Source organism: Lactiplantibacillus daoliensis (assembly GCF_005405005.1).
Lineage (GTDB): Bacteria > Bacillota > Bacilli > Lactobacillales > Lactobacillaceae > Lactiplantibacillus > Lactiplantibacillus daoliensis.
The window spans coordinates 155,832-179,077 of record NZ_BJDH01000003.1; the positions used below are offsets into that span (position 1 = coordinate 155,832).

Here is a 23,246-nt window from a genome sequence, read left to right on the forward strand (position 1 = left end):
AGATGGTCAAATTATTAGCTGATTACGTTAATAATCCAAAACAATTTGAAGATGTAGGGATTACGGTTCCAAAGTTTGATCAGGAAAAGGCGAGTCAGGCAGGGCGTCAGCAGCCAGTTTGGGTCCACTTTGGTGGTGGAAATTTATTTCGTTGTTTTCATGCCGCCATTGCGCAACGGTTACTCAATACTGGTGCCTTAAAGGCCGGTGTCATTGTTGCCGAAACATATGATGCGGCAGTTATTAATCAAATGTATCAGCCTTACCACAATCGATTTTTACGCGTGGTGATGACAAATGAGCAGCCCTATGATCGGGAATTAGTCGCAAGTGTTGCTGACAGCTTGGCGTTAACGCCGACAGACAAGGAATCCTGGAATCGGTTAAAAGCGGCCTTTACCCAAGCCTCGTTACAACTAGTGACTTTTTCCATTACTGAGAAGGGGTACGGTTTAACCGATTTGGCTGGTCAGTTGATCCCAGCGGCAAAAGCTGATATTTCCCAGGGACCGGGTCACCCACAGACGAACATGGGAATTTTGGCGGCATTACTGTATGCACGCTATCAAAACGGCCAAGCACCGTTAGCATTAGTTAGTACGGATAACTTTTCGCAAAACGGCCAAAAATTGGAAGATGGTATGCTAACAATCGCTCAGGGGTGGTTGCAGCAACAACTAGTGCCACAGGAATTTGTCGCTTATTTACAAGATCGGACCAAGATTACTTTTCCTTGGAGCATGATTGATCGGATTACCCCTAATCCGGCCGAATCAGTCGCGCAATATTTGGCAGCACATGATTTTGAAGACACGCAAATTTTGCATACCGCTAAAAGAACGAATATTGCACCGTTTGGAAATACTGAAGCAGCTCATTATTTAGTGCTAGAAGATGATTTTCCTAATGGCCGACCAGATTTAACTCAGGCGGGGGTCATTCTAACGGATCGGGCAACAGTTAATCTAGCTGATCAAATGAAGGTTACGGCTTGTCTGAATCCGTTACATACTGCGTTAGCTATCTTTGGCTGCTTGCTTGGCTATCAGTCGATTGCGGCTGAAGTTGCTGACCAGGATCTGTTGGCCTTGATTAAGCACTTAGGTTATCAGGAAGATTTACCGGCAGTGGTTAGTCCAAAAATTATTGATCCTAAACAATTCATTGATGAGTTAATTACGAAACGGCTGCCCAATCCCAATATTCCAGATACACCACAACGGATTGCAACGGATACTTCCCAGAAAATGGCTGTGCGATACGGCGTGACCTTAACACATTACGCGAAGGCTGATCCCGACGAGTTAGCAAAACTAACCGCGATTCCGTTAATCATTGCTGGCTGGTGTCGCTACCTAATGGGACTCGATGATCATGGTGAAACAGTTACCCTTAGTCCGGACCCATTATTGGCTGATTTGCAACCGCTATTGGCACCAATTCAGTTAGGCACAACTGATGTGGACGTTGTTCATAACAGCTTACAACCGATTTTAAGTAACCCGGCGTTTTTTGGTCATGATTTGTATGCCTTAGGGCTGGGCGAGACGATTGAAAAAAACTTCATGGCGATGATTAGTGGTCCTGGAGCGGTTCGTGAAACGCTACATGCCGCAATAGCGCTTTGAAATTAAATGGAGGTAGTTAAAATGGTTTTGCAAAAATTGTTGAAGGATGTCAATGAAATTATTGCTGCACAGGGCAACTACGATCAGTTGTCAGATGATCAAATTTATCAACCGTCGATTCAAGTTGATCGTCGCAATGTTTATTTTATTTTGCATGAATCAGTCGCGAACAAGATTCAAAAATCTTTAGTTGTCTATGAAGATCAAGCGGCGATTGGTGACTTTGAAGCCCGTGAAAAATGTCCTGATGCGGATAAGGTCCTGATTGTCGGTGACCTAAACGAAAATAATTGGCAGGCCTTGGCAAAGCGTTTTGCTTGGATCAAGCCAACCTCACGCCATGGCTATAAATATACCTTTGGGTTGGGAGACCGGTTAGGAATCGCGTCAAATGCGCATTTACGACTGTTTAAAGGCCGTGGTATCATGCCGGTATTGGCCCAACAGTCGATTCGTGAATTGTTATTAATGAATCGTACGAATACGGACGTGTTGTTAGATGCTGGTTGGTCGGTATTTGAAGAAGGCTATACCGATGGCTGGGCTGCGGATGGCGATCACGTTAAGAATCCTTACGAAGTTGATTATGCCGTTAAAGCTGGTTGTAGCATGATTACTTTGGACTGCACGGAAAAGATTCATAATGAAGTTGCAGATTTGGATGATCAAGCCTTGGATGCTCAATATCAAGCTTTAGATACTGATTTAACGGCTCGGTTTGATAAAACTTATCTCGATCAGACTTTCCAGATCAATGAGGCGTCCCAAGTTCATTTTTCTAAGCGCGATTTGGAACAATCTGTCTTGATTTTCTACGGGGCCGTGCGTTATGCGACTTATATCTATCATAAATTTGTGGTGCCATATCAGTTAGATTTCGAAATTTCCATGGATGAAACAATCGTCCCAACAACCCCCGCCAATCATTATTTCTTTGCTAATGAACTCAACCGTGAGCATATCACGCCAGAAACCCTGGCTCCTAAGTTTTATGGCGAATTTCAAAAGGCGATTGACTACCTGGGTGATGTTAAGCGTTTTGAACGGGAATACAAGATTCACGAAGCCATTGCGGAACACTTTGGGTATAAATTAAGTATTCACTCGGGTTCTGATAAATTGTCGGTTTATGAAATTATTGGTCGAATTTCTAAGCAACATGGTTGGCACGTTAAAACGGCCGGAACTAACTGGCTGGAAGCACTGCGAGTTGTAGCTAAAGTTGAACCGAAGTTAATGGTTGAACTATATCAGTTCGCTTATGACAACTTGGATGATGTTGCGTCATTCTATACGTTCAATGCGCAAACCGATGGCAAGGCACCGTTACCGACAACCATCAATGTTGATAATGTCATGTCACTATTGAGTGATGATGATGGTCGACAAGTTTTGCACACCATGTATGGGTCGATTATGAATGCGCAACATAGCTATCAGTATGTTTATCGTGATCGGATATTTGATATCTTAGAGACCCACCAAGCACAATATGACCGTTATTTGAATCTTCACATTGCAGAACACTTGGATTTACTGCAGGGAATTGAAACCAGTAAAGCCGCAGTGCAAGCTAAATACGAATCATAGTTAGAAAGTGGGTGAATGACCGTGCAATTTTTAGCAGATGACTTTTTACTGGATAGTCCAATGGCCAAAAATTTATTTGAAAATTATGCTAAATCAATGCCAATTATTGATTTTCATTGTCATTTAAATCCGGTAGAAATTTATGAAAATAAAAATTATCCCAACATCACTAAGATTTGGCTGAACGAAGGCGTTTATGGCGACCATTATAAATGGCGCTTGATGCGAGCGAACGGTGTGCCAGAACGGCTGATCACGGGTGATGGTGATGATTATGATAAGTTCTTGGCTTGGGCCGAAACGATTGAAAAGTCATTGGGAAATCCGTTGTACGAGTGGACACATTTGGAATTGCGGCGCTTTTTTCACATTAATGACCTCTTAAGTCGGAAAACGGCGCCGGATATTTGGTGTCGTGCGAATGAGCTGCTCCAAACGCCAAGATTTAAGCCACGGAATTTAATCAAAAATTCGAACGTCAAAGTGGTTTGCACGACCGATGATCCAGCTTCGACACTGAAATATCAACAACTTTTAAAGGCTGATGAGGGCGAAAATGGTTTTCGGACGCTGCCGGCGATGCGACCGGATAAATTGATGCAAATTGACCGGGATGGTTTTGGGCAGTACTTAACTGAATTAGCAACGGTATCAGGCCATAAAATTGCCCATTTTAGTGATTTGAAGGTGGCTTTACGGCAACGTTTTGACTACTTTAATGCCCTTGGTGGGCGTTTATCAGACCAGTCGCTACTGACTTATCAGTTTATCGAAGCAACTGAGCCAGAGCTAGATGCTATTTTGACGAAGGGTCGCCAGAATCAGGCGTTAACTGAACGTGAAATAAATCAGTATTTAACGATGTTGCTAGAGCAGCTCATGCAACTTAATACGCAATTCGATTGGACGATGCAGTTCCACATTAACTCGGTTCGTGATTTGAATCGGCCGATGTTTGAACAACTCGGTCCGGATACTGGTTATGACGCGGTTGGCATGCAAGCGGACATCGTTGGCGAACTGACCAAACTATGTACTCGGATGCAGACACAACAGGCGATTCCTAAAACGATCTTTTATTCACTGAATGATAATGACTGGATGCAGTTGGCAACGATGCTGGGGGCTTTTCAAGCCGGTGGTCGTCAACGACTGCAATTGGGCGCTAGCTGGTGGTTTAATGACACCGCTGAAGGCATTGAAAAACAGTTGCGAATCTTCGCTCAGACCAGTCTATTACCGAATTTTGTAGGGATGCTGACGGATTCGCGTAGCTTTTTGTCCTACCCACGCCATGAATATTTCCGGCGGGTTTTATGCCACTTCTATGGTCAATTAGTTGAACAAGGGCGAGTCCCTAATGACGAAGCCATGTTGGGAAAAGTCGTTCAAGATATTGCTTACAATAATGCCAAAGATTATTTTGGCTTATTAGCTTAAAGGTTGAAAGTTAAAAATTTCCGGTCTGCACGACTACGTCAACAATCAGGCGGTGAAAACTAGTCACATACTGCTGTTTCCGGTTATTGCCGATAACATGCGGACGAGGGACCGGTTCAAGCCTCAGGAGCGTCTTGACCCTCGCCCGGAAGTTTTGCTAAAACCGCAAATTTCCCGAACCGTCCCGTGGTGTAAGGCCGGCAAAAGACGCCGGTCAAACGCCACCTGCACGTCCGATGCTATCAGCAACAACCTCCATCTAAGTCAGTGTTTTGAGGGAACAAATCAGTTATTTATGTTTAGCGGAGTCAGTCAAAATTGGTGTGCAGTGTCGGCAAGCTCAGTCGGCGTTCTTGGCTGACTAAGCTTGCGGGGCAATTCAAAGACGTGTTTTATCGGCTTTGAACTGAGGTGCCAGACCGTTCTTTGGCTGGTGCCGTCCCCCACAGCACACTGATTTTGACTGACGGAGCGCTGAATTTGGACGAGTCTACTTTTGGTGTGGCAGCTACAGTTGTGATGTTTTTGGGCCTTTCAACTTTTAGTTATTAGCTTAGTTAATCGAACAGATTGAGATTTTAACGGATACACAAGCTCCTTTTAGAGATAGAGAATGATTACGAAAAGTTATTAGTCTATTGGAATTTTTCAAAGAAAGAAGTGTTTTAAATGTTGAAGTTGAGTCAATTTCAGCCCCATGGTGACGGTCAGACGTTGGATACCGAAATTTTACAAACGGCGTTAGATCAAGCTGCTCAAACCCGAGAAACTTTGGAAATCGGTGCTGGAACGTATTTAACGGGATCCCTATTTATCGCTGCACACACGCAAGTGAAGTTCGAAGCCGGCGCAAAATTAGTTGGTTCCACTGAGTTGGATGATTATCGGATGATTGAAACCCGTATTGCTGGCGTTGAGACCCAGTGGCCTGCAGCGATTCTCAATGTTTTGTCAGGAACCGATGTTAGCATTAGTGGTCCTGGAGAAATCGATGGCCAAGGTCCGGTCTGGTGGGAACGCTACTGGGGGACTGATCAGCAAGGTGGGCAGCGTAAGATATACGATGCAAAGAATTTACGCTGGATTGTTGATTACGAAGTTAAACGGCCACGAGAAATTCTGCTGTATCAGTCGGATCATTGTGTTGTAAGTGATTTAACGTTACGTCGATCTGGTTTTTGGAATTGTCAGATTACTTATTGTGATCAGATTGAGGTTAAAAATTTAATTGTTACCGAAAATAATGGTCCTAGTACGGATGGCATCGACGTGGATTCCTCAACAAATGTTCATATTCATCATTGTGATTTGAGTTGTGGTGATGACTGTATTGTGGTTAAGTCTGGTCGTGATGGTGATGGTTTGCGGGTCAATCGACCAGCCGAAAAGATTGAGATCGACCATTGTGTGATTCATTCTGGTTATGGTGTGACGATTGGGAGTGAAGTTTCGGCTGGCGTCCACGATGTCCATGTGCATGATATGGTGTTTGAAAACACGGACTGTGGTTTTCGGATGAAGTCATCTGCTGACCGTGGTGGAACTATCAGTAATATCTTGGTAGAACATCTAGAAATGCATAATGTGCAGTTCCCATTTTCATGGCTGATGAACTGGCATACTCAATATAATAAAAAAACGATGGCGGTCACGCCAGATATGCCGCCGATGTGGGCCGCCGTTGCCGCCCAGATTCCAGTTGAGCAACAAAAGACGTTAGTGCGTGATATCACGGTTCGTAATGTTGTGGCGACTTTGAGTGCAGATTATGCAAAGGAAGCGCGAGCCTTTGATTTGAAAGCTTTCCAAGACAAGCCGATGCAAAACATTACGTTCACGGATTGTCATTTAACTGCGTCCGAGTTCGGTCATCTCATCGCTGTCGAAAATTTATTGATGAATCGGGTCTACGTCTCGGTTAAACATGATAACGATCAAGCTTTGGAGAAATTTGATACACGGTAAGAATGGGATACAAAATGAGAGCCTGAAAAATTTCAGACTCTTTTTTTCTCGTCCTGAATAGTCATAGTTTCGACGTATTGAGATATTAAGGGGTGTAAGCTACTGGACTATATCAATAATCAGGCAATAAAAAAGTCGACGATTGCCGCTTCTGGTTGTTGCTGATAACATGCGGGAGGGACCGGATCAAGCCTGGGAGCTTTACTAGCACCATAAATCTCTTGGGCGTGGTATGAGGCCGGTTAAACGCCACCTGCACGTCCGATGTTATCAGCGAGTTCAGTTAGTGTTTAACCAAATTAAACACTAACCATTTTAAACACAAGTTGCATTTGGTTAGTTTTCGTGATAGGTTTTCAGTAATGCAATTGTAAGCGTATACATATAGACGAGGGGGGACTTTCTTTTGGCAACAAATGATACTGCTCAGGAACGAGTACGTAAGGCTTTAGAAAAAGTGATGACCGAACAAGCAGCCGTGACGACCGGTGAACTGGCTCAAAGTTTAGAATTGAGTCGATCCGTGACTAGTCATTATTTGTCACAATTATTGAAGGCTGGTGAAGTCAAAAAAATTGTTGGTAGACCGGTACGTTGGTATCTTGATCAACAACCGATTTCGGTCGCTAAGATGAGACCTTTTCAAAATTTAGTAGGCGCAACTGGTAGTCAAAAAGCATTAATTGAAAAATGTTTAGCTGCGGTTAATTATCCCGCTGGCGGTCTGAATATGGTTATTACTGGGAATAGTGGCGTCGGTAAGACTTTTTTGGCACAAATGATCGGTCAATATGCACGTGAATCTGGTGCCATTGATACAGAGGCTCCTTTTAAAGTGCTAAATTGTGCTGACTATGCGAATAACCCAGAATTGTTATCATCAATTCTCTTTGGTTATGTTAAAGGCGCCTTTACAGGTGCTCAACAAGATAAGGCAGGTTTGTTAGCTGAAGCTGATGGGGGCTATCTATTTTTAGATGAAATTCATCGGTTATCAGGTGAAAATCAAGAGAAACTGTTTACCTTTATGGATACCGGTCATTTTCGGCCGATTGGCGAGAATCAACACGATGTTGCAGCCAAAGTGCGTTTTATTTTTGCGACGACTGAAGATCCTAAGACGGCGTTACTAGATACTTTTACACGACGAGTCCCCGTTAGCATTCATATTGAAACTTATGCGGAGCGGCCATTAGACGAGCGCCTAGAGCTGATTACAACTTTATTTAGACAGGAATCTAAAAGACTACAGCGTTCATTGGAAGTTATGCCAGAGGTAGCTGCGTATCTCTTAAATTTAAATCCAGAAGGAAATATTGGCACATTGAAAAATCGAATTAAAGTCGCTTGCGCACGGGCTTATAATCGGGCAACAACGATGGGACTCCAATTGACCTTAGCAGATTTTGATGATGTGAAACTAGCGCGGTCGGATTTCGAAACACTAGGGGTATTATCGCAGACACCATTAGAGGTCGATTTTAGACAACCATTACTTCCGAATCAACAAATGCAACAGTCTTTTTCAACCGCATTAGTTGAGATAATGGCTAGTAACGCTGAGTTTTCTTTATCACAGGTACGCAATCTATTACAAAGTTATGCGCTAATGCAGCCGAGAGCGACCAATTCATATCTGCATGCCGTTCATGCGGACCTGTTTAAGAAAATTGTTGAGCAACAATTTGGGCTTAAAAACGGCCATTCTTATGAATTGCTATTGTTTGATCTCTATCAACAAAAAATCGTTCTCCCTGCTGAAAAAGCGGTGCAATTAAGCCAGTTTGTTGATGGGCATTGTGCCCGCGCTAAGCATGTTGCTGCCAATTTTTATAAACATTTACCAATTTTGGAACCAACGAGTCATAAATTGTTAGTTTCGTTATTAGCAATTGGATTAAGCGATATGGTCGATGAATCGATTAGTATGCATTGTTTAATGGTTGCGCATGGTAGTGCAACTGCGACTAGTATCCAAGCAGTAGTTAATCAGCTTTGTGGGACCTATCTAGTTGATGCGTTAGATATGCCCATTGAAACTTCAGTTAACGACATTATTGAGCAGAGTCGGCAGGCAATTGCGTCATTTGATACGACCAATGGTTTTGTTCTGATTATTGATATGGGCTCATTAGGCCAACTATATCGACAGATCAAAAGTAAATTAACGGGAGATTTGCTCGTTATCAATAACTTAACCACGGTAACCGCTTTAGATACTGCCTTGAAGATTCAGCAGAAAATGCCATTTAATCAGTTGGCTGAACATGCGAGTGCCGACTATCAAATTTCAACACAGTATTTTGAGGGCTTTTCACAGCAGCCTAATATCGTCATCTCATGTATGTCAGGTTTGGGGATTTCCGAACAGTTGCGTGATATTTTACAGACTTATTTATCCCAACAAGTTAGCGTTATTACGATGGATTTTTCGACCTTACAGCAGAGTGTTGCCGAGAATGATGTGGCTGCCTTTGATGCAACCTTATTAGTGATTACAACGACTAATTTACCGGATAAGTTTGCAATTAAGCATTTGAATATCTATGATCTTTTAGATCCGCAAGGTCAGGTACTTCTCAACACTATTTTGACGCCATATCTGGATGCCAAGACCTTTGATCAACTTTATAATCAACTTGTGCGATTTCTATCGGTTGAGGGAGTCACAGAACGGCTTTCTTTCTTGAATCCCAATATTATTATTCAAGAGGTCGAGACCGTGATTCTTAAATTTGAAAATTATTATCAGGTTAAGTTTGCTGGAAAAATAAAGCTAAATTTATATATGCACATTTCGTTGATGGTAGAACGCTTGATGACAGGGTTGGAATCACAGCGGTCGTATTCGATGCCAGTCCCAACAGATTCCAAACAACAGACGTTTTATGAGGTTGCTCATGGCATTTTTAAACCGATCGAATTAAAATACCACATTACGATTGATGGCTACGAACTTTCATTGCTGTATGAACTATTTAAAGCCGCACTGACGCTTTAAATAGTGTTTAAAATTCGCAAAATCATTGCACAGACGACGCTGATCAGGCGCGAACACTGACTTGGCATTGTTTTTGCTTGTATATTGATGTAATCATTAAATCGTAATTTGGGGAGGCCTTTTTTCATGAAGAAAATATTAGTTGCGACCCATGGCCGGATGGCAAGTGGTATTCAAAGCTCAATTAAAATATTAACGGGTTTACAAGATCAATTAGCAGTTATTGATGCCTATGTGGACAATTGTGATCTACAAGCAGAGGTGCAAAGCTTTATTGAACAAACGCATGGTCAGCCCTGTATTATTTTAACGGATATTGTGGGTGGTAGTGTTGCCCAAGCCGTTTCGATGTTATCAGCAAATCAGAAAAATGTTTTTTTAGTCAGTGGCGTTAATCTACCGATTGTTCTGTCACTGTTAATCAACACAGAGCCATTAACTGCGGCGCGAATTGATCAATTAATTTCAGAATGTCAGGTTCAACGTGTTACGTCGGAGGTTAAGGTACCAAGTGAGAATATGAAGCATGAAGACTTTTTTGCGAGTTGATGAAAGTGAGAAGACAAAATGACAGAAGTTGAGATTTGGGCAAAGCAAGTCCTATCACAGTTGGACCTTAAATTGACGGCAGAAGCCCAACGATTAGGCAATCAGATCCCTTATATTCCAGAGAATGGGCATTATGTGGATATGGGAAAACGGGACATTACTTGGTGGACGAATGGTTTTTGGGCCGGAACGCTATGGTTAATGTATCACGCGACGGGTAAATCGCTTTATCGACAGACTGCCGAAGCGAATGAAGCTCGCTTGGATCAGGCATTTGATAAATATACTGGGCTACATCATGATGTTGGCTTTATGTGGAATTTATCGGCGGTGGCGGATTATCGACTTACAGGTAATGAGCGGTCAAAGGCCCGAGGATTGCACGCGGCACATTTATTGGCAGGACGCTACAATCCTCGTGGCCATTTTATTCGTTCCTGGAATCATGGCAATCCGGGTGGTGTCATCGTTGATAGTATGTTAAATATTCCACTTTTGTATTGGGCGAGTGAGACATTGAATGATCCACGGCTAACTTATATTGCGGAGGAGCATGCCGACACCGTCATGCAACACGTGGTACGGCCCGATGGTTCAGTTAATCATATTGTGATTCTTGACCCGGCGACTGGGGCGCTATTGGAGACACCGGGAGGCCAAGGGTATGCCCCAGGGTCAGCTTGGTCTCGAGGACAGGCTTGGGCATTGTACGGGTTTACTCTAAGTTATGCGCATACCAAAAAGGTGGCCTATTTAGAGACGGCTAAACGGATAGCTGCCTATTTTATAGCGATGGTTAGTCAACATGGTCACATTTCAATTGTTGATTTTCGTGCACCAGAACAGCCGGAAATTATTGATACCTCTGCTGGTTTGTGTGCAGCCTGTGGTTTGTTAGAGATTGCTAAGTGGGTGCCAATTCATGAACAGCAATTTTATCGCAAGGCGGCTATCCAGATATTAAAAGCAACCGTTGCTCAGTATACTGATTGGGACTTGAAGACGGATGGCATTGTTCAGTGTGGTACTGGGGCATATCATGATCAAACTAATCGCGAAGTGCCCTTAATTTATAGTGATTTTTATTTGGTGGAAGCCATTGTGCGTCTGCTAGGAAAAGACTTTTTGATTTGGTGAGGAGTGATTACAATTGAATCCCAAACAAGTTTTACAACAGTACGACTTAAGGACCGCTAATTGTCAACTATCTATCGGTGTTTTGGCAAGTGGTCACTTATGCTTGTTATATTTTGGGAGAAAATTGCCAGTGCAAACGGACCTAAGAAGTGTGATTGAAGATTTACCTAAGGCAAGTTATTTAGCCGATACAGATGGTATCAGTGATTTTAGGCTCGAACAATTACCGTTAATGTATCCTGCGTTTGGCACGCCAGATTTAAGAGCACCGGCCATTCGAGTCAGGGATGATAGTGGTAGTGCAATTATTAACTTGAAATTCAAGGAAAAGCGTTTGATTGCCGGTAAGCCAGCATTGCCGGGATTGCCAGCAACCCATGTGGCCGGCCAGGTTAAGACGTGGGAATTTGATTTGGTAGATAGCGTTACTGGTTTAACGGTTACCTTGGTGATTAGTGCTTTTGTTGATTACGACATTTTTACACAGTCCGTCCGAGTCAAAAATACAGCGACAACACCACTAAGACTCGATGAAGCCCAGTCACTTAGCCTGGATCTATTAAGCGATCGATTTGACTTGGTCACTTTAAATGGGGCTTGGAGTCGCGAAAATCATATTCAGAGAACCCCATTGCGACCAGGTATTCAGGGGACTGATAGCAAGCGCGGTGCTAGTGGTCATGGGCAGAATCCTTTTGTGGCTTTAGCGACGCCAGATACAGATTGGCAACATGGCGAGATCTATAGTGCCAATTTAATTTACAGTGGTAATTTTGTGGCTACGGCAACGGTTGATATGCATCAGAACACGCGGTTACAAGTGGGCATCAATCCCTTTGAATTTGAATGGAAGCTGTCACCGGGACAGTCATTTGCGACACCAGAGGTTGTTTTTAGTTATGCCAACAAGGGCTTTAATCAGATGAGCCAACGGTATCACCGATTTTATTTGGATTGTCTCTTGCCAAAACAATTTGCTAAGCAATCGCGTCCCATCCTCATTAATAATTGGGAGGCAACTTATTTTGACTTTAATCGGCAAAAGTTACTGGCATTGGCGAAGCAAGCCAGTGAATTAGGCATCGAGTTGTTTGTTTTAGATGATGGCTGGTTTGGTAAGCGTGATGATGATTCATCTTCGTTAGGTGATTGGGTCGCTAATGAGACTAAATTAGGTGGTTCCTTGTCAGCATTGACGACGGATATTCAGGCGCTAGGCTTGCAGTTTGGGCTGTGGATTGAGCCGGAAATGGTTTCACCAAATAGTGACTTGTATCGTCAACATCCAGATTGGGTGATGAGTGATTTACGGCATCGGCCACAGTTAGCCCGTCATCAATATGTCTTGGATCTATCACAATCAGTCGTTCAAGACTATCTAATTAAAACAATTGATCAGTTACTGACCGAAAACTCAATTGATTATTTAAAGTGGGATATGAACCGTAATATCACGGATGCATATAGCCATGGCTTAGCGGTTGATCAACAGGGAGAGGTCTATCATCGTTATTTGCTGGGACTGTATCACGTCCTAGGAACGATTACGATGCGCCATCCCCAAGTGTTGATCGAAAGCTGTGCCGGAGGTGGTGGTCGGTTTGATGCAGGTATGCTAGCTTATACGCCACAGATTTGGACTTCAGACGATACGGATGCTTATGAACGGCTACAAATTCAGCGTGGTACGGCTTTAATCTACCCACCCGTGACGATGGGGAGCCATGTTTCAGCAGTACCGAATCACCAAGTGGGCAGGATAACAGACTTGGCAACTCGTGGGACTGTTGCAGAGCAGGGAAATCTAGGTTATGAGCTTGATCTACTCGCATTGACAACAACAGAAAAACAACAGATTCAGCGTCAAGTTACGATTTATAAAGCTTATCGTGAAACGCTACAGTTTGGCAAATACACCGTATTACCGGTGGATGAGGCTAATGAGTGGGCGTGGTCCAAAGTTGGGTATGGCTTTGTCATTGTCGATCATATTACCATTTGGGCCAGACCTAATACGGTTCCTAAACGGTTGAAAGTGGTTGGCTTAACGCCAACGAAACAATATCAGGATGTTAGAACGCAGCGATGCTATTCGGGCGCCTTTTTAATGTCGGTCGGTTTAGTAATCGACCGGCAGAACCGTGACTTTGCAAGTCAACGCTGGATTTTTAAGGAATTACGTTAGTGTTTAATCAAAGGTGCATCTCTCGTAGTTTTGGCTGTAAAGTGGCAGTTACAACAATTGGTTAATAGTGGCTGTGTTTAGAATAGTTTAAACACAGCTGCTATTTTAGTTTATTAGCCAGTGTAAAAGGTGTCCTATCAACGATGGCATGGTTTTTGCATGTATCTTAGTGTAAGCAGTGAATGACGTTATCTGGTGCACCAGATAACGCAATATTGTAAAAGTGAGGGTGAAACAATGATTGAAATGATAAGGGTTGATGATCGGTTAATCCATGGTCAAGTGGCATTATTGTGGTCACGTGAGTTACAACTGAATCGAATTATTGTTGCCAATGATCAAGTTGCCAAGAGTGAAATTCAGAAAAATGCGCTTTTATTGGCTGCACCAACAGGGATTAAAGTTGCGGTAGTGTCAGTTGCTAAAGCGATTGATTTGGCGAATGACCCCCGCAGTGCAAAGTTAAAAATATTGATGATTGTGAATAATGTCGATGATTTATATCAACTAAATGAACAAGTCCAAGAGAAACCTAAATTGGATATTGCCAATGTTGGTCGAATTACCGGTGACTTGAAAAAGAAGCAAAAAATTTCTGAAACAGTGTACTTAACTACGGAAGAAATCGAGGTTGTTAAGGCAATCGATGAGTCAGCAGCTAAATTAGTTTATCAACCATTACCAAATGATAATGAAACTAACTTTATGACTCTCGTGAAAGGAGAATAGTCATGATACTCTATCAAGCGTTTGTAGTGGGCTTAGCGATGGCTTTCGGTAAGTGGATTAATGCTTATGGGTCATTTGCACAGCTGATGCCGTTTATCACATATATTTTATTAGCAATTTTACTGGGTAAGAATCCGGCTCAAGCTTTAATCATTGGGGCGGCCGTTGAACTAGCCTTTTATGGTGTCATGCAAATTGGCGCGGTCTTGCCTCAAGATACTGCAGTTGGTGGTGTTTTAGGGGTGGCTTTTGCTTTGATATTAAACCAAAAGCCCGCGGTTGCAGTTGCGTTGGCAGTGCCAATTTCAATGTTGGCAGTGATTGTTTGGAATTTGTTGAAATTTTGGTTTACGGCCAATGTTGAAGTGTTTGAAAAGTACATTGCTGAACGTAATAGCCACAAATTCAATCGTCTATGGTGGATTCAAATTGGTGTTTATGAGTTGGCTTATTTCTTGTTAGCATTCTTAGCTATTTTGCTGGGTACTGCTGGTATTAAAGCGTTTGTTAATAGTATTCCAGCACAATTCTTGACAGGATTAACCGTTGCGGCTGGGATGTTACCAGCTGTTGGGATGGCTATGTTATTGAAGTATGTTTGGAATATTGCCTTTTTACCATTCTTCATCGCTGGGTTTGCATTGGCGGCATATCTACAGTTACCAATTATGGCGATTAGTATCTTTGGGATTGTCTTTGGGCTAATCATGTTCTTTATTGATCGAGATATTAATAATATTAAAACAGATAAAAAAGTAAGTAATTCAAAGTCTAATGATGAGGGGGATTTCTTCGATGACTAATAAAATTAAGTTTACTGATCGTGAAAAAAAGCTAACGAGAAGACTATTTTGGCGCAATATGTTTTTAGGCTTTAATATGAGCTATACTCGCCAACAAGGGGTTGCTTGGGACTGGGTTCACCAGCCAGTTTATCGTGATATATATAAAGACGATGACCAGTATTGGGAAGCCATGCAACGAAATCTTGAGTTTTTTAATACCACGCCAAATATGGTTGGGACGGTTTCAGGATTAGCGGTTTCGATGGAAGAAGAAAATGCTAAAGCACCTAAGGGCACCTTCGATACTGCCGGGATTAGCGGTATGAAAATTGGGTTAATGGGACCATTGGCCGGGATTGGCGATACGTTCTTCTCAGGTGTCTGGGGCCTTATCATTATGGGGATTGCAATTAGTTTTGCTAAACAAGGTAATCTGGTTGTGGCGGCTTTGCCATTAATTGCGTTAATTCCTAATATCTTGATTCGGTGGTACGGTCAAAAATATGGGTATAAATTAGGGAGTCAGTATATTCAAAAGGCCGTTGAAGACGGCGTCATGACAATGTTTACTAAGGCATCTTCAATTGTCGGTGTAACCGTTGTTGGTGGGATGATTGCCACATTGGTAAAAGTACCAGTTGTCTTCAAAACTAAGATCAATGGCACTGTGTTTGAATTGCAAAAGGTTTTAGATCAAATTTTACCAGCAATGCTACCGTTGATTGTGACGATCATTTGTTTTTGGTTATTACGTAAAAATGTTAGTCCAGTTAAAGTCTTGATTGGTGTTGTCATTGCGGGGTTCCTCTTAACATTCTTAGGGATTACTGGGGCTTAATTAGTGAGGTGCGTGAAGCGTGAATAAAAACGGACAAATGTGGTTAGATGACCAAGGAAAGCCAATTCAAGCTCACGGCGGGATGATTGCCAAGTTTGAGGACCACTACTATTGGTATGGTGAAGAGAAATCGGCACCGAATATCCAATCAAGTACGGGTGGTAATATGGTACCGATGATTGGGATTGCGTGCTATCAGTCCAATGATTTACAGCATTGGCAGGCCTGTGGCATTGTATTAGGCGCGGCTAATGACCCTAGTCATACGCTAAATGAGCGCGCTATTCTAGAAAGACCTAAAGTTGTTTATAATCGTCAAAATCACCAATATGTCATGTGGTGCCATTATGATACTGAAGATTATCACTATGCGGGCTGTTGTGTCAGCGTTGCTGACTCACCAACTGGACCGTTTACTGTCAAAAAAATCTTCAAACCGAATTTTCAAGATAGTCGAGATATGACCCTTTATCAAGAGGGTGATCAAGTCTACTTGTTACACAGTTCAGCTGGAAATCAGACGATGATTCTAGCTGAATTGACGACTGATTACTGTGATACAACGGGACGTTATACTCGTTTGTTCATCGATCAGGCTCGTGAAGCACCGACGATGTTTAAAACTGCAGATTGGTATTTCACGATTACGTCGGGGTGCACTGGTTGGCGGCCTAATCCGGCTTTATTCTCGCGTTCACATCAACTCTGGAATGGTGCGAAGTTAATTGATAATCCTTGTAATGGACCACGTGCCAATCGAACCTTTGATGGTCAGCCAACATTTGTTTTCTCAGTAGGACACCAATTCTATCTGTTATTGGATCATTGGCAACCCACTCGTTTGAGCCAATCGGGTTATAGTATTTTACCGATTATTATTAATGATCGAGATTTGGTCGTACCGTGGTCCGAAACACCATTTGGCAAAGAAGGTGTTCCGAAATGACGACAATGGTCAAAAATCCTATCTTAAGAGGATTTAATCCTGATCCGAGCGTGCTTAAAGTTGGTGACGATTATTTTCTGGCGACGTCAACGTTTGAGTGGTGGCCCGGTGTCGAGATTTATCATTCTAGGGACCTTGTCAATTGGAAATTAGTGGCCGAACCACTGAATGATCCTGAACAAGTCCCGTTGCGAGGTGTCGATAATTCTCAAGGAATCTGGGCGCCAAATCTAAGTTACAGTCTGGGAAAGTATTGGCTCACTTATACGATCGTCCGTTCAGGAACGGCATTTAAAGATACTTTGAACTACGTCATTATGAGCGCTCAAATTGATGGACCTTGGAGTAAGCCGACCTTTGTGACGGCCAGTGGTTTTGATCCGGCGTTTTTCCATGATGATGATGGCAAGCATTACTTTATAAATATGTTATTTAATCATCGATTAGAGGCACCAGGATTTGATGGGGTTGTGATTCAAGAGTTTAACGCTAAGACGATGCAATTGGTTGGTCAGCGACAACACTTTTTTGCTGGGACTGAGCTGGGTGTTTGTGAAGGCCCCCAGATAATGAAAAAATCAGGGTGGTATTACTTGTTATGCGCAGCTGGCGGAACGGGGTACAGCCACGCTTCCACGGTTGCTCGTAGCCGTAAGGTCGTTGGGCCATATGAACTTTCGCCGTATACGCCATTAATTTCGACGAAGCATGCCTTAGATAATCCGTTACAAAAGTGCGGTCATGCCAGTTTTATTGAAGTCAGTCCCACGGAATGGTATATTTCGTTTTTGTGCGCGCGGCCACTGACTAAACATGGAAACTGTGTTTTGGGACGCGAAACGGCCATCCAACCAATTGAATGGGTTGCAGATTGGCCACGTTTAAAAAATAAAACCGTTGTGCCAGATATTAATTGTCCAGCACCTTCGATTGCAGCTACTAGTGTTCAGAAGTTGGATTATTCGCAGCGTTATGATTTTGATAAAGAATACCTGTCACATGATTTTAAAACCTTGCGCGGCCCATTAACAGATCAGCTAAGCTTAACTGCTCGGCCGGGATATTGTCGGCTGTATGGCCGTGAAAGCTTATCTAGTCATCATTTTCAGTCGCTGATAGCACGCCGTTGGCAGGCAGTTAGCTTCCGGGCTGAAACTCAGATTGATTTTCAACCGCAGAACTTTCAGCAATTAGCTGGGTTAGTTTTATACTATGATACGGACAATTGGGCGTATCTTTACATGTCTTACGATATGGCGCGGCAACGGCGTTATTTACAAGTAGAGGTCGCTGATGCTAACCAATTTAGCTACTATTCGGATATGGTTGAGGTGTCAGCAACAGGCACGGTTAAACTGGCCGTAACCGTGGATCATGCTCAGGCACAATTTGCTTATCGGACAGCTGAGACTTGGCAGCCAATCGGACGGCTCATCGCAGCAGACCATTTAAGCGATGATTATATTCGTGCCCATCAAGCTTTACGATTTACGGGTGCGATGGTCGGAATCTGTGCTCAGGATATGGATCAACATCAATCATTTGCGGATTTTGATTATTTTGATTATCAAGAATAATAGGTTTTGGGAAGGCAACGATTAAGTTGAGAATCGTTGCCTTTTTTATATCCGATTAAGGTTGGTAATTATTAGTAGTTTTATATTTTTCCTTAGAAGGTATGAGTGCTTATTGGTAAAATAGGTTAGTTATATGGTAACGTATTCCATAGCATGTAAACTGATAGAGGTAAGCAAATGAAACCAACCATGAAGGATGTTGCGGAACGCGCTGGCGTTTCAAAAAGTACTGTTTCTCAGTATTTGAATAAACGTTATTCGTATATGAGTGCCGCGACACGTAAAAAGATCGAACAAGCAATTGAAGAATTAGGTTATTATCCCAATCAAATTGCGAAGAGTTTAAAACAAAAAAATACCCATGTCATTGCTTTCGTGTGTGCGACTTTAACATCACGTTTCTCTTTGGAGTTAGTGGCTAGCATCGAAAAATATTTTCAAGCTGAACATTATTCAGTGATCATTGCATCAACTGATGATGATCCGGAGAAAGAACGGGATTTAATTCAATCTTTCTTGGCTCGGCAAGTTGATGGTTTGATTGTCTTTCCCACGAAAGAAAATTTTGATTTTTATCAACGTCTACAACAACGCCAAGTGCCACTGGTGTTTGTGGACCGTTTTTTGGCTGGTATTGATATTCCAAGTGTTTTATTGGATAACAAGCAGGCCGGCTATACGGCGACTAAGGCCTTGTTAGACCATGGCCACCGCCAAATTGCCATTATGACGTTTCCTGTAGGTGATCATATTACCACGCGGGTGGAGCGGATTGATGGCTATCAAGCGGCTTTCAAAGAGGCTGCAGTCAAAGCGCCGGCAGATAATGTGATTAGTTGTATGCCAGAGCAAGTTGATCAGGAGTTAACGGCTCTGATGCAACGCACAACGCCGCCGACAGCCTTAGTGGCGACGAATGACGTCCTACTGGAGCAGACTTTGATGTGGGTACGGGAACACCATGTTCAGATTCCACAACAGTTATCATTAGTCGGCATTGATGATGTGTCTTTTGCTCGATTATTTGATCCTGAGATCACGACTTTAGCTCAGCCAGTCCAAAAAATTGGTATTAAAGCCGCAACATTATTATTAGCAATTATTGCGGATGCGAAACCTACAGCCGCCAAAGTTTATCGGTATGCCCCCCAAATGACGAATCGAAATTCAATAAAAACTTTGTGAAAACGCTTGCATTTTATAAAAAAGGACGTATACTCGTATTTAGATAAACCGATTTAGTAGTTTATGTATTAGCAATTAAATGTTGGTGAATGATTTCACCAATTAATTTTTTGAGATTTACTAAACCGGTTTAGTAAACACACACCTTCTTTGCGCAAAGAGGTTCGTTGAAATCTAAATGGAGGAACTGAAAATGGGAATTTTTATTGAGATTATAAAAAAACCGGCCATTATTATCGCGTTAGTAACACTGGTTGGTTTAATTGCAATGAAAAATAAGCCTTCGAAAGTTATTACCGGGACGATTATCTCCTTTGTTGGTTTTTCGATGATCAAACTAGGTAGTAGCATCTTGGCTAATGTTTTAACCGCATTTAGCAAGCTATTTAACAGCGCTTTTCACTTGGAGGGGGTTGTGCCAAGTAACGAAGCGATGATGGCGATGACGATGAAGAGTTTAGGTGGGGTTGCCTCACTGATCTTAGTCGTTGGGTTGGTTACTAACATTGTTGTTGCTCGTTTCACGCGTTTCAAGTCTGTTTACCTCTCGTTACATTTAGCATTATTCACGTCCTTTGCGTTAGGGGCCGTTTTCCAAATGGTCGGTGTTAACAATACGGTTGGCATCATCGTTGGTGGGATTGGTTTAGGGTTGTACATGGCGATATCGCCAACTATCTTGGGCCATTACACGAAGGATGTTGTCAATTCGGATGAATATACGATCGCGCATTCAGGGTCGTTGTCCTATGTTTTAGGGGCCATGACCGCGAAAAAATTTGGTAATAAAGAACATGATGCCGAAAATATTACCGTTAGTGATAAAGTCATGTTCTTGAAAGATCCAATTGTTGCCACAACTTTAACGATGTTTATCTTGTTCATTGTTGCCGCAATCTTTACTTCAGGTTCTGAGTTGGCCAAAGTTGCTGCCGGTGAAGATGCCTTTATCTTCTCACTTGAACAAGCCGCAACATTTGCCGCCGGGTTATATATTGTTAAAGCCGGGATCAAAATGTTCGTTGATGAAATTGTACCAGCATTCAAAGGGTTTGCGAAGATCTTCGCGCCCGGTGCGATTCCTGGTGTCGATGTCTTAGTTTTGTTTGACCGCTCACCTAATACCGCTTTGATTGGTTTCTTAGTATCATTCTTAGTTGGGGTTGTCATGATTGTTATCTTGCCACTATTAGGCATGCCAGTAATTGTACCAGGATTGATGGCTTGCTTCATTACCGGGGGTGCTTCTGCAATCCTTGGTAATGCTGAAGGTGGGATTCGTGGTGCTGTGATTGCCAGTGTGATTGATGGGTTACTGTTATCAGTCTTACCAGTAATTTCAATTGCCATGTTTGCCAAGTTAGGAGTACATGGGACGACCTTTGCCGATCCTGATATGATTGGGATGGCTGGGATATTCTGGTTGATTTTCCGTTGGTTATAAGCTTTATAAAAAAATATCTAAATTTAGAAGGGATGGATTATTATGTTCTTTAAAGATAGTGAAATTAAATTAGGTCGGGTCGATGACAATACGTTACGTAAGGTTGTTGCGCATGGTGATGGTTTGATGGATACCTTAGTTATTTTTGAAAGAGGCTTAAAGCCAGACGCAACAATTCCATTTCATAAGCATGTTCATGTCCAAACAACTTATGTTTTGAAGGGTTCTTTCAAATTTGCGATTAAGTATTCAGATCATACGGATGTTCAAGAAGTTCATGTTGGCGACAGCATTTACTTCCCAAGCAACCACGAACATGGCTGTATTCCGCTAGAAGATGACAGTCGTCTATTAGATTCATTCACACCAATTCGTGAAGACTTCTTATAAAAGTTAGTGCATAGGTTAATTAAAGCGTCGTTCACAAGACCATGGTTGCATGGATTTGTGGACGGCGCTTTTTAGTGATCTTAAAGAACAGGAATGATTAAGTTGGTATCTTCAATTTGAATCTGATAGGTGTCGCTCTTAATGTTAAGACTAACTGCCGGTAATGTTGGCAAACTATTCTTAGGACTACCGTAGACTAAGCAGGCAAAGTAGTGAGTTCCAGGTGTTATTTGTTGAACTAATGTTGGCACAGCATTTTTCTCCGGCGAATAAAGATTTGTATTTGGTCCCTGTGGCACAACCTTGGCCCGGCGGTTGTTGAGTAAATCCTGAATTAGGACGAGGCCATGTTGGTTAGTTAGTGATACTGAACTTGGTGCAACGGTACTCTGGTTATACTTACGGTTCCATACTGGTAATGGGAAACCACCTTCTGCAGTGTCAATGGTTACGGGTGTCTCAATTCGTTGTAAGCGTAAATGGCAGGCAGCCGAAATCGGAATTAATGTTGTTGTGATGTGTATTTGCTGCCACAACTGCCACTGGCTAATGCTATAGTGATCGGTCAGGATAGTTTGGTCAATTGTTTGGCGACTCGTATACATGTCATGACCAGGTATGGAGATTGCGAGCGTTGAATCAATTGCCTTTTGTGCTAAGCCGGACCCGCTATGGGAAACGTTAAAGCCAAAATAGCTTGAGTAGGCGAATTTACTATATTTTTCAGCCCCTTGATAAAGTGCAGGATTCTTTGGAAATTGACGTGCCGAAAGTGCGGTCGCTTGGTCAATATCACTGGTAATTTGAAAGCCAGGTGCTGGTTGAGTGACCAGCTTTGATTTAGATAGTGGCGCAGACTTAACTTGCCAAAAGGTATCATCAGTTGGTAATTCGAATAAGATAAAAGGCTTAAAAGCCCACATCGGTGAGCCGGGAGCGTTATAGTCTTCCGCCATGAGCGCTTGTTGATAGCCGTACCCGATTGACAAATTATGTTCGTTTGGTAGCGTGATGGGTTGCCGTTGCCAGAATTCGAAGTTCCGCATAATCAATCCTTTAAGTTGCTCAAGTGAAAAGTGGCTGGACTGATAGGCTTTAGTGACTACTAGGGCCGACCAGAAAGCTACGTGAGCGAAGCGATAAGTCAGACTGCGACCGAATGGCAATGAGCGGCCTTGCTGATCAAACCAATATTGAAAGTCATCGGCGAAGAGTAGTGCCCGTTGTTTAAATCGTTTAGCGGCCGCATCGTTAGCCATTCGAGTATAGAGTAAGCCATAAAAGTTAAACGCGAAAGCAACATAGTAATCACGCTGCTGACCGGGGCCATCCGTGTACCAACCATGTCCCAAATAGAACGTCTCAATTTGAGTAAGTGCCCATGTTAACTTGACTTGTGAATAGGAAAGGTGATTCTGTTTTAAAGCGCCATTGACTAAGACTAAGAAGAAGTACCAATTGCCGGCGGGTAAGTCAATCGTATTAATTTTGTTTAACCAGGTAATCAGATTTTGCTGTCCAGTTTTTGAGAATAAAGCTAAAAATTTCGTTGAATAGGTACTTAGTCCGTAGGCTAAGGGTCCTAATTCTACAACGATTTGTCGATTGGCTGTTGAAATGGTGGGTAGATCATTTGATTCAACTCTTTTTTGTAATTGTGCAATATAAAATTGATCGGTATGACTTGGGTGCTTAGCTGTGAAATAAGCTGGTAAGACACCCCATAATGGTCGTAATAAGGCTTCTAATGACCGAATTGACGGTAAATAAGCCGCTCCACTTTGATTTAAATACTCAAAATTAGTTGGTAGCATTGTTTGACGCCATTGTTCTAAATCAGATTTTGTTTTCATCATT

At 42.5% G+C, this 23,246-nt stretch carries 17 protein-coding genes; 16 read left to right on the top strand and 1 reads right to left on the bottom strand.

Going from position 1 to position 23,246, the window contains the following annotated elements:
• Positions 1–2 precede the first annotated feature (2 nt).
• The 16 genes from FFM64_RS05020 to FFM64_RS05095 all read left to right on the top strand — a co-directional run bounded on the left by FFM64_RS05020 (position 3) and on the right by FFM64_RS05095 (position 21,389).
• Complete coding sequence (locus tag FFM64_RS05020) at positions 3–1,628, top strand: mannitol dehydrogenase family protein (protein ID WP_137606914.1); 1,626 nt, start codon at positions 3–5, stop codon at positions 1,626–1,628.
• Positions 1,629–1,649: 21 nt separating this feature from the next.
• Entirely contained in the window at positions 1,650–3,218 is a 1,569-nt protein-coding gene (locus FFM64_RS05025) for a tagaturonate epimerase family protein (RefSeq protein ID WP_137606915.1), read from the top strand.
• 21 nt (positions 3,219–3,239) lie between these two features.
• Positions 3,240–4,658 (top strand): glucuronate isomerase, encoded by a 1,419-nt coding sequence (gene uxaC, locus FFM64_RS05030; protein ID WP_137606916.1) that lies wholly within the window; start codon positions 3,240–3,242, stop codon positions 4,656–4,658.
• Positions 4,659–5,327: 669 nt separating this feature from the next.
• On the top strand, positions 5,328–6,623 hold the full coding sequence (locus tag FFM64_RS05035) for a glycoside hydrolase family 28 protein (RefSeq protein WP_137606917.1): 1,296 nt from the start codon (positions 5,328–5,330) through the stop codon (positions 6,621–6,623).
• A 406-nt stretch (positions 6,624–7,029) separates the two neighbouring features.
• Positions 7,030–9,624: a sigma 54-interacting transcriptional regulator gene (locus FFM64_RS05040; protein WP_137606918.1), complete on the top strand. Its 2,595-nt coding sequence runs from the start codon at positions 7,030–7,032 to the stop codon at positions 9,622–9,624.
• A gap of 126 nt (positions 9,625–9,750) precedes the next feature.
• Positions 9,751–10,173, top strand: a complete 423-nt coding sequence (locus tag FFM64_RS05045; RefSeq protein WP_137606919.1) for a PTS sugar transporter subunit IIA — start codon at positions 9,751–9,753, stop codon at positions 10,171–10,173.
• Positions 10,174–10,191: 18 nt separating this feature from the next.
• On the top strand, positions 10,192–11,310 hold the full coding sequence (locus FFM64_RS05050; RefSeq protein ID WP_137606920.1) for a glycoside hydrolase family 88 protein: 1,119 nt from the start codon (positions 10,192–10,194) through the stop codon (positions 11,308–11,310).
• Between the two features lie 13 nt (positions 11,311–11,323).
• Positions 11,324–13,495 (top strand): alpha-galactosidase, encoded by a 2,172-nt coding sequence (locus tag FFM64_RS05055; protein ID WP_137606921.1) that lies wholly within the window; start codon positions 11,324–11,326, stop codon positions 13,493–13,495.
• Between the two features lie 237 nt (positions 13,496–13,732).
• Entirely contained in the window at positions 13,733–14,224 is a 492-nt protein-coding gene (locus tag FFM64_RS05060; protein ID WP_137606922.1) for a PTS sugar transporter subunit IIB, read from the top strand.
• A gap of 2 nt (positions 14,225–14,226) precedes the next feature.
• On the top strand, positions 14,227–15,027 hold the full coding sequence (locus tag FFM64_RS05065; protein WP_137606923.1) for a PTS mannose/fructose/sorbose/N-acetylgalactosamine transporter subunit IIC: 801 nt from the start codon (positions 14,227–14,229) through the stop codon (positions 15,025–15,027).
• Positions 15,020–15,847 carry a PTS system mannose/fructose/sorbose family transporter subunit IID gene (locus FFM64_RS05070; RefSeq protein WP_171000295.1) on the top strand — a complete coding sequence of 276 codons (828 nt, stop codon included), beginning with the start codon at positions 15,020–15,022 and terminating at the stop codon, positions 15,845–15,847. The genes FFM64_RS05065 and FFM64_RS05070 overlap by 8 nt, the downstream gene beginning before the upstream one ends.
• A 19-nt stretch (positions 15,848–15,866) precedes the next feature.
• Positions 15,867–16,793 carry a glycoside hydrolase family 43 protein gene (locus FFM64_RS05075; RefSeq protein ID WP_137606925.1) on the top strand — a complete coding sequence of 309 codons (927 nt, stop codon included), beginning with the start codon at positions 15,867–15,869 and terminating at the stop codon, positions 16,791–16,793.
• Complete coding sequence (locus FFM64_RS05080) at positions 16,790–18,370, top strand: glycoside hydrolase family 43 protein (protein ID WP_223876893.1); 1,581 nt, start codon at positions 16,790–16,792, stop codon at positions 18,368–18,370. Before FFM64_RS05075 ends, FFM64_RS05080 begins: the two co-directional genes overlap by 4 nt.
• A 177-nt stretch (positions 18,371–18,547) precedes the next feature.
• A complete protein-coding gene (locus FFM64_RS05085) occupies positions 18,548–19,555 on the top strand; it encodes a LacI family DNA-binding transcriptional regulator (RefSeq protein ID WP_137606926.1) in 1,008 nt (335 codons plus the stop codon).
• A 193-nt stretch (positions 19,556–19,748) separates the two neighbouring features.
• A complete protein-coding gene (locus FFM64_RS05090; protein ID WP_137606927.1) occupies positions 19,749–20,999 on the top strand; it encodes a PTS ascorbate transporter subunit IIC in 1,251 nt (416 codons plus the stop codon).
• Between the two features lie 42 nt (positions 21,000–21,041).
• Complete coding sequence (locus tag FFM64_RS05095; protein ID WP_137606928.1) at positions 21,042–21,389, top strand: cupin domain-containing protein; 348 nt, start codon at positions 21,042–21,044, stop codon at positions 21,387–21,389.
• A gap of 80 nt (positions 21,390–21,469) precedes the next feature.
• Here FFM64_RS05095 and FFM64_RS05100 read toward each other — a convergent pair whose 3' ends face one another.
• Positions 21,470–23,245 (bottom strand): DUF2264 domain-containing protein, encoded by a 1,776-nt coding sequence (locus FFM64_RS05100; protein WP_137606929.1) that lies wholly within the window; start codon positions 23,243–23,245, stop codon positions 21,470–21,472.
• Between the last annotated feature and the right edge of the window lies 1 nt (position 23,246).

Excerpts from the sequence above, each read along its gene's own strand:
- FFM64_RS05090 (WP_137606927.1), top strand. The coding sequence starts at position 19,749 with ATGGGAATTTTTATTGAGATTATAAAAAAACCGGCCATTATTATCGCG.
- FFM64_RS05100 (WP_137606929.1), bottom strand. The coding sequence starts at position 23,245 with ATGATGAAAACAAAATCTGATTTAGAACAATGGCGTCAAACAATGCTA.
- FFM64_RS05045 (WP_137606919.1), top strand. The coding sequence starts at position 9,751 with ATGAAGAAAATATTAGTTGCGACCCATGGCCGGATGGCAAGTGGTATT.
- FFM64_RS05085 (WP_137606926.1), top strand. The coding sequence starts at position 18,548 with ATGAAACCAACCATGAAGGATGTTGCGGAACGCGCTGGCGTTTCAAAA.
- FFM64_RS05060 (WP_137606922.1), top strand. The coding sequence starts at position 13,733 with ATGATTGAAATGATAAGGGTTGATGATCGGTTAATCCATGGTCAAGTG.
- FFM64_RS05095 (WP_137606928.1), top strand. The coding sequence starts at position 21,042 with ATGTTCTTTAAAGATAGTGAAATTAAATTAGGTCGGGTCGATGACAAT.
- FFM64_RS05070 (WP_171000295.1), top strand. The coding sequence starts at position 15,020 with ATGACTAATAAAATTAAGTTTACTGATCGTGAAAAAAAGCTAACGAGA.
- FFM64_RS05050 (WP_137606920.1), top strand. The coding sequence starts at position 10,192 with ATGACAGAAGTTGAGATTTGGGCAAAGCAAGTCCTATCACAGTTGGAC.
- FFM64_RS05020 (WP_137606914.1), top strand. The coding sequence starts at position 3 with ATGGTCAAATTATTAGCTGATTACGTTAATAATCCAAAACAATTTGAA.
- FFM64_RS05080 (WP_223876893.1), top strand. The coding sequence starts at position 16,790 with ATGACGACAATGGTCAAAAATCCTATCTTAAGAGGATTTAATCCTGAT.
- FFM64_RS05035 (WP_137606917.1), top strand. The coding sequence starts at position 5,328 with ATGTTGAAGTTGAGTCAATTTCAGCCCCATGGTGACGGTCAGACGTTG.
- FFM64_RS05065 (WP_137606923.1), top strand. The coding sequence starts at position 14,227 with ATGATACTCTATCAAGCGTTTGTAGTGGGCTTAGCGATGGCTTTCGGT.
- FFM64_RS05025 (WP_137606915.1), top strand. The coding sequence starts at position 1,650 with ATGGTTTTGCAAAAATTGTTGAAGGATGTCAATGAAATTATTGCTGCA.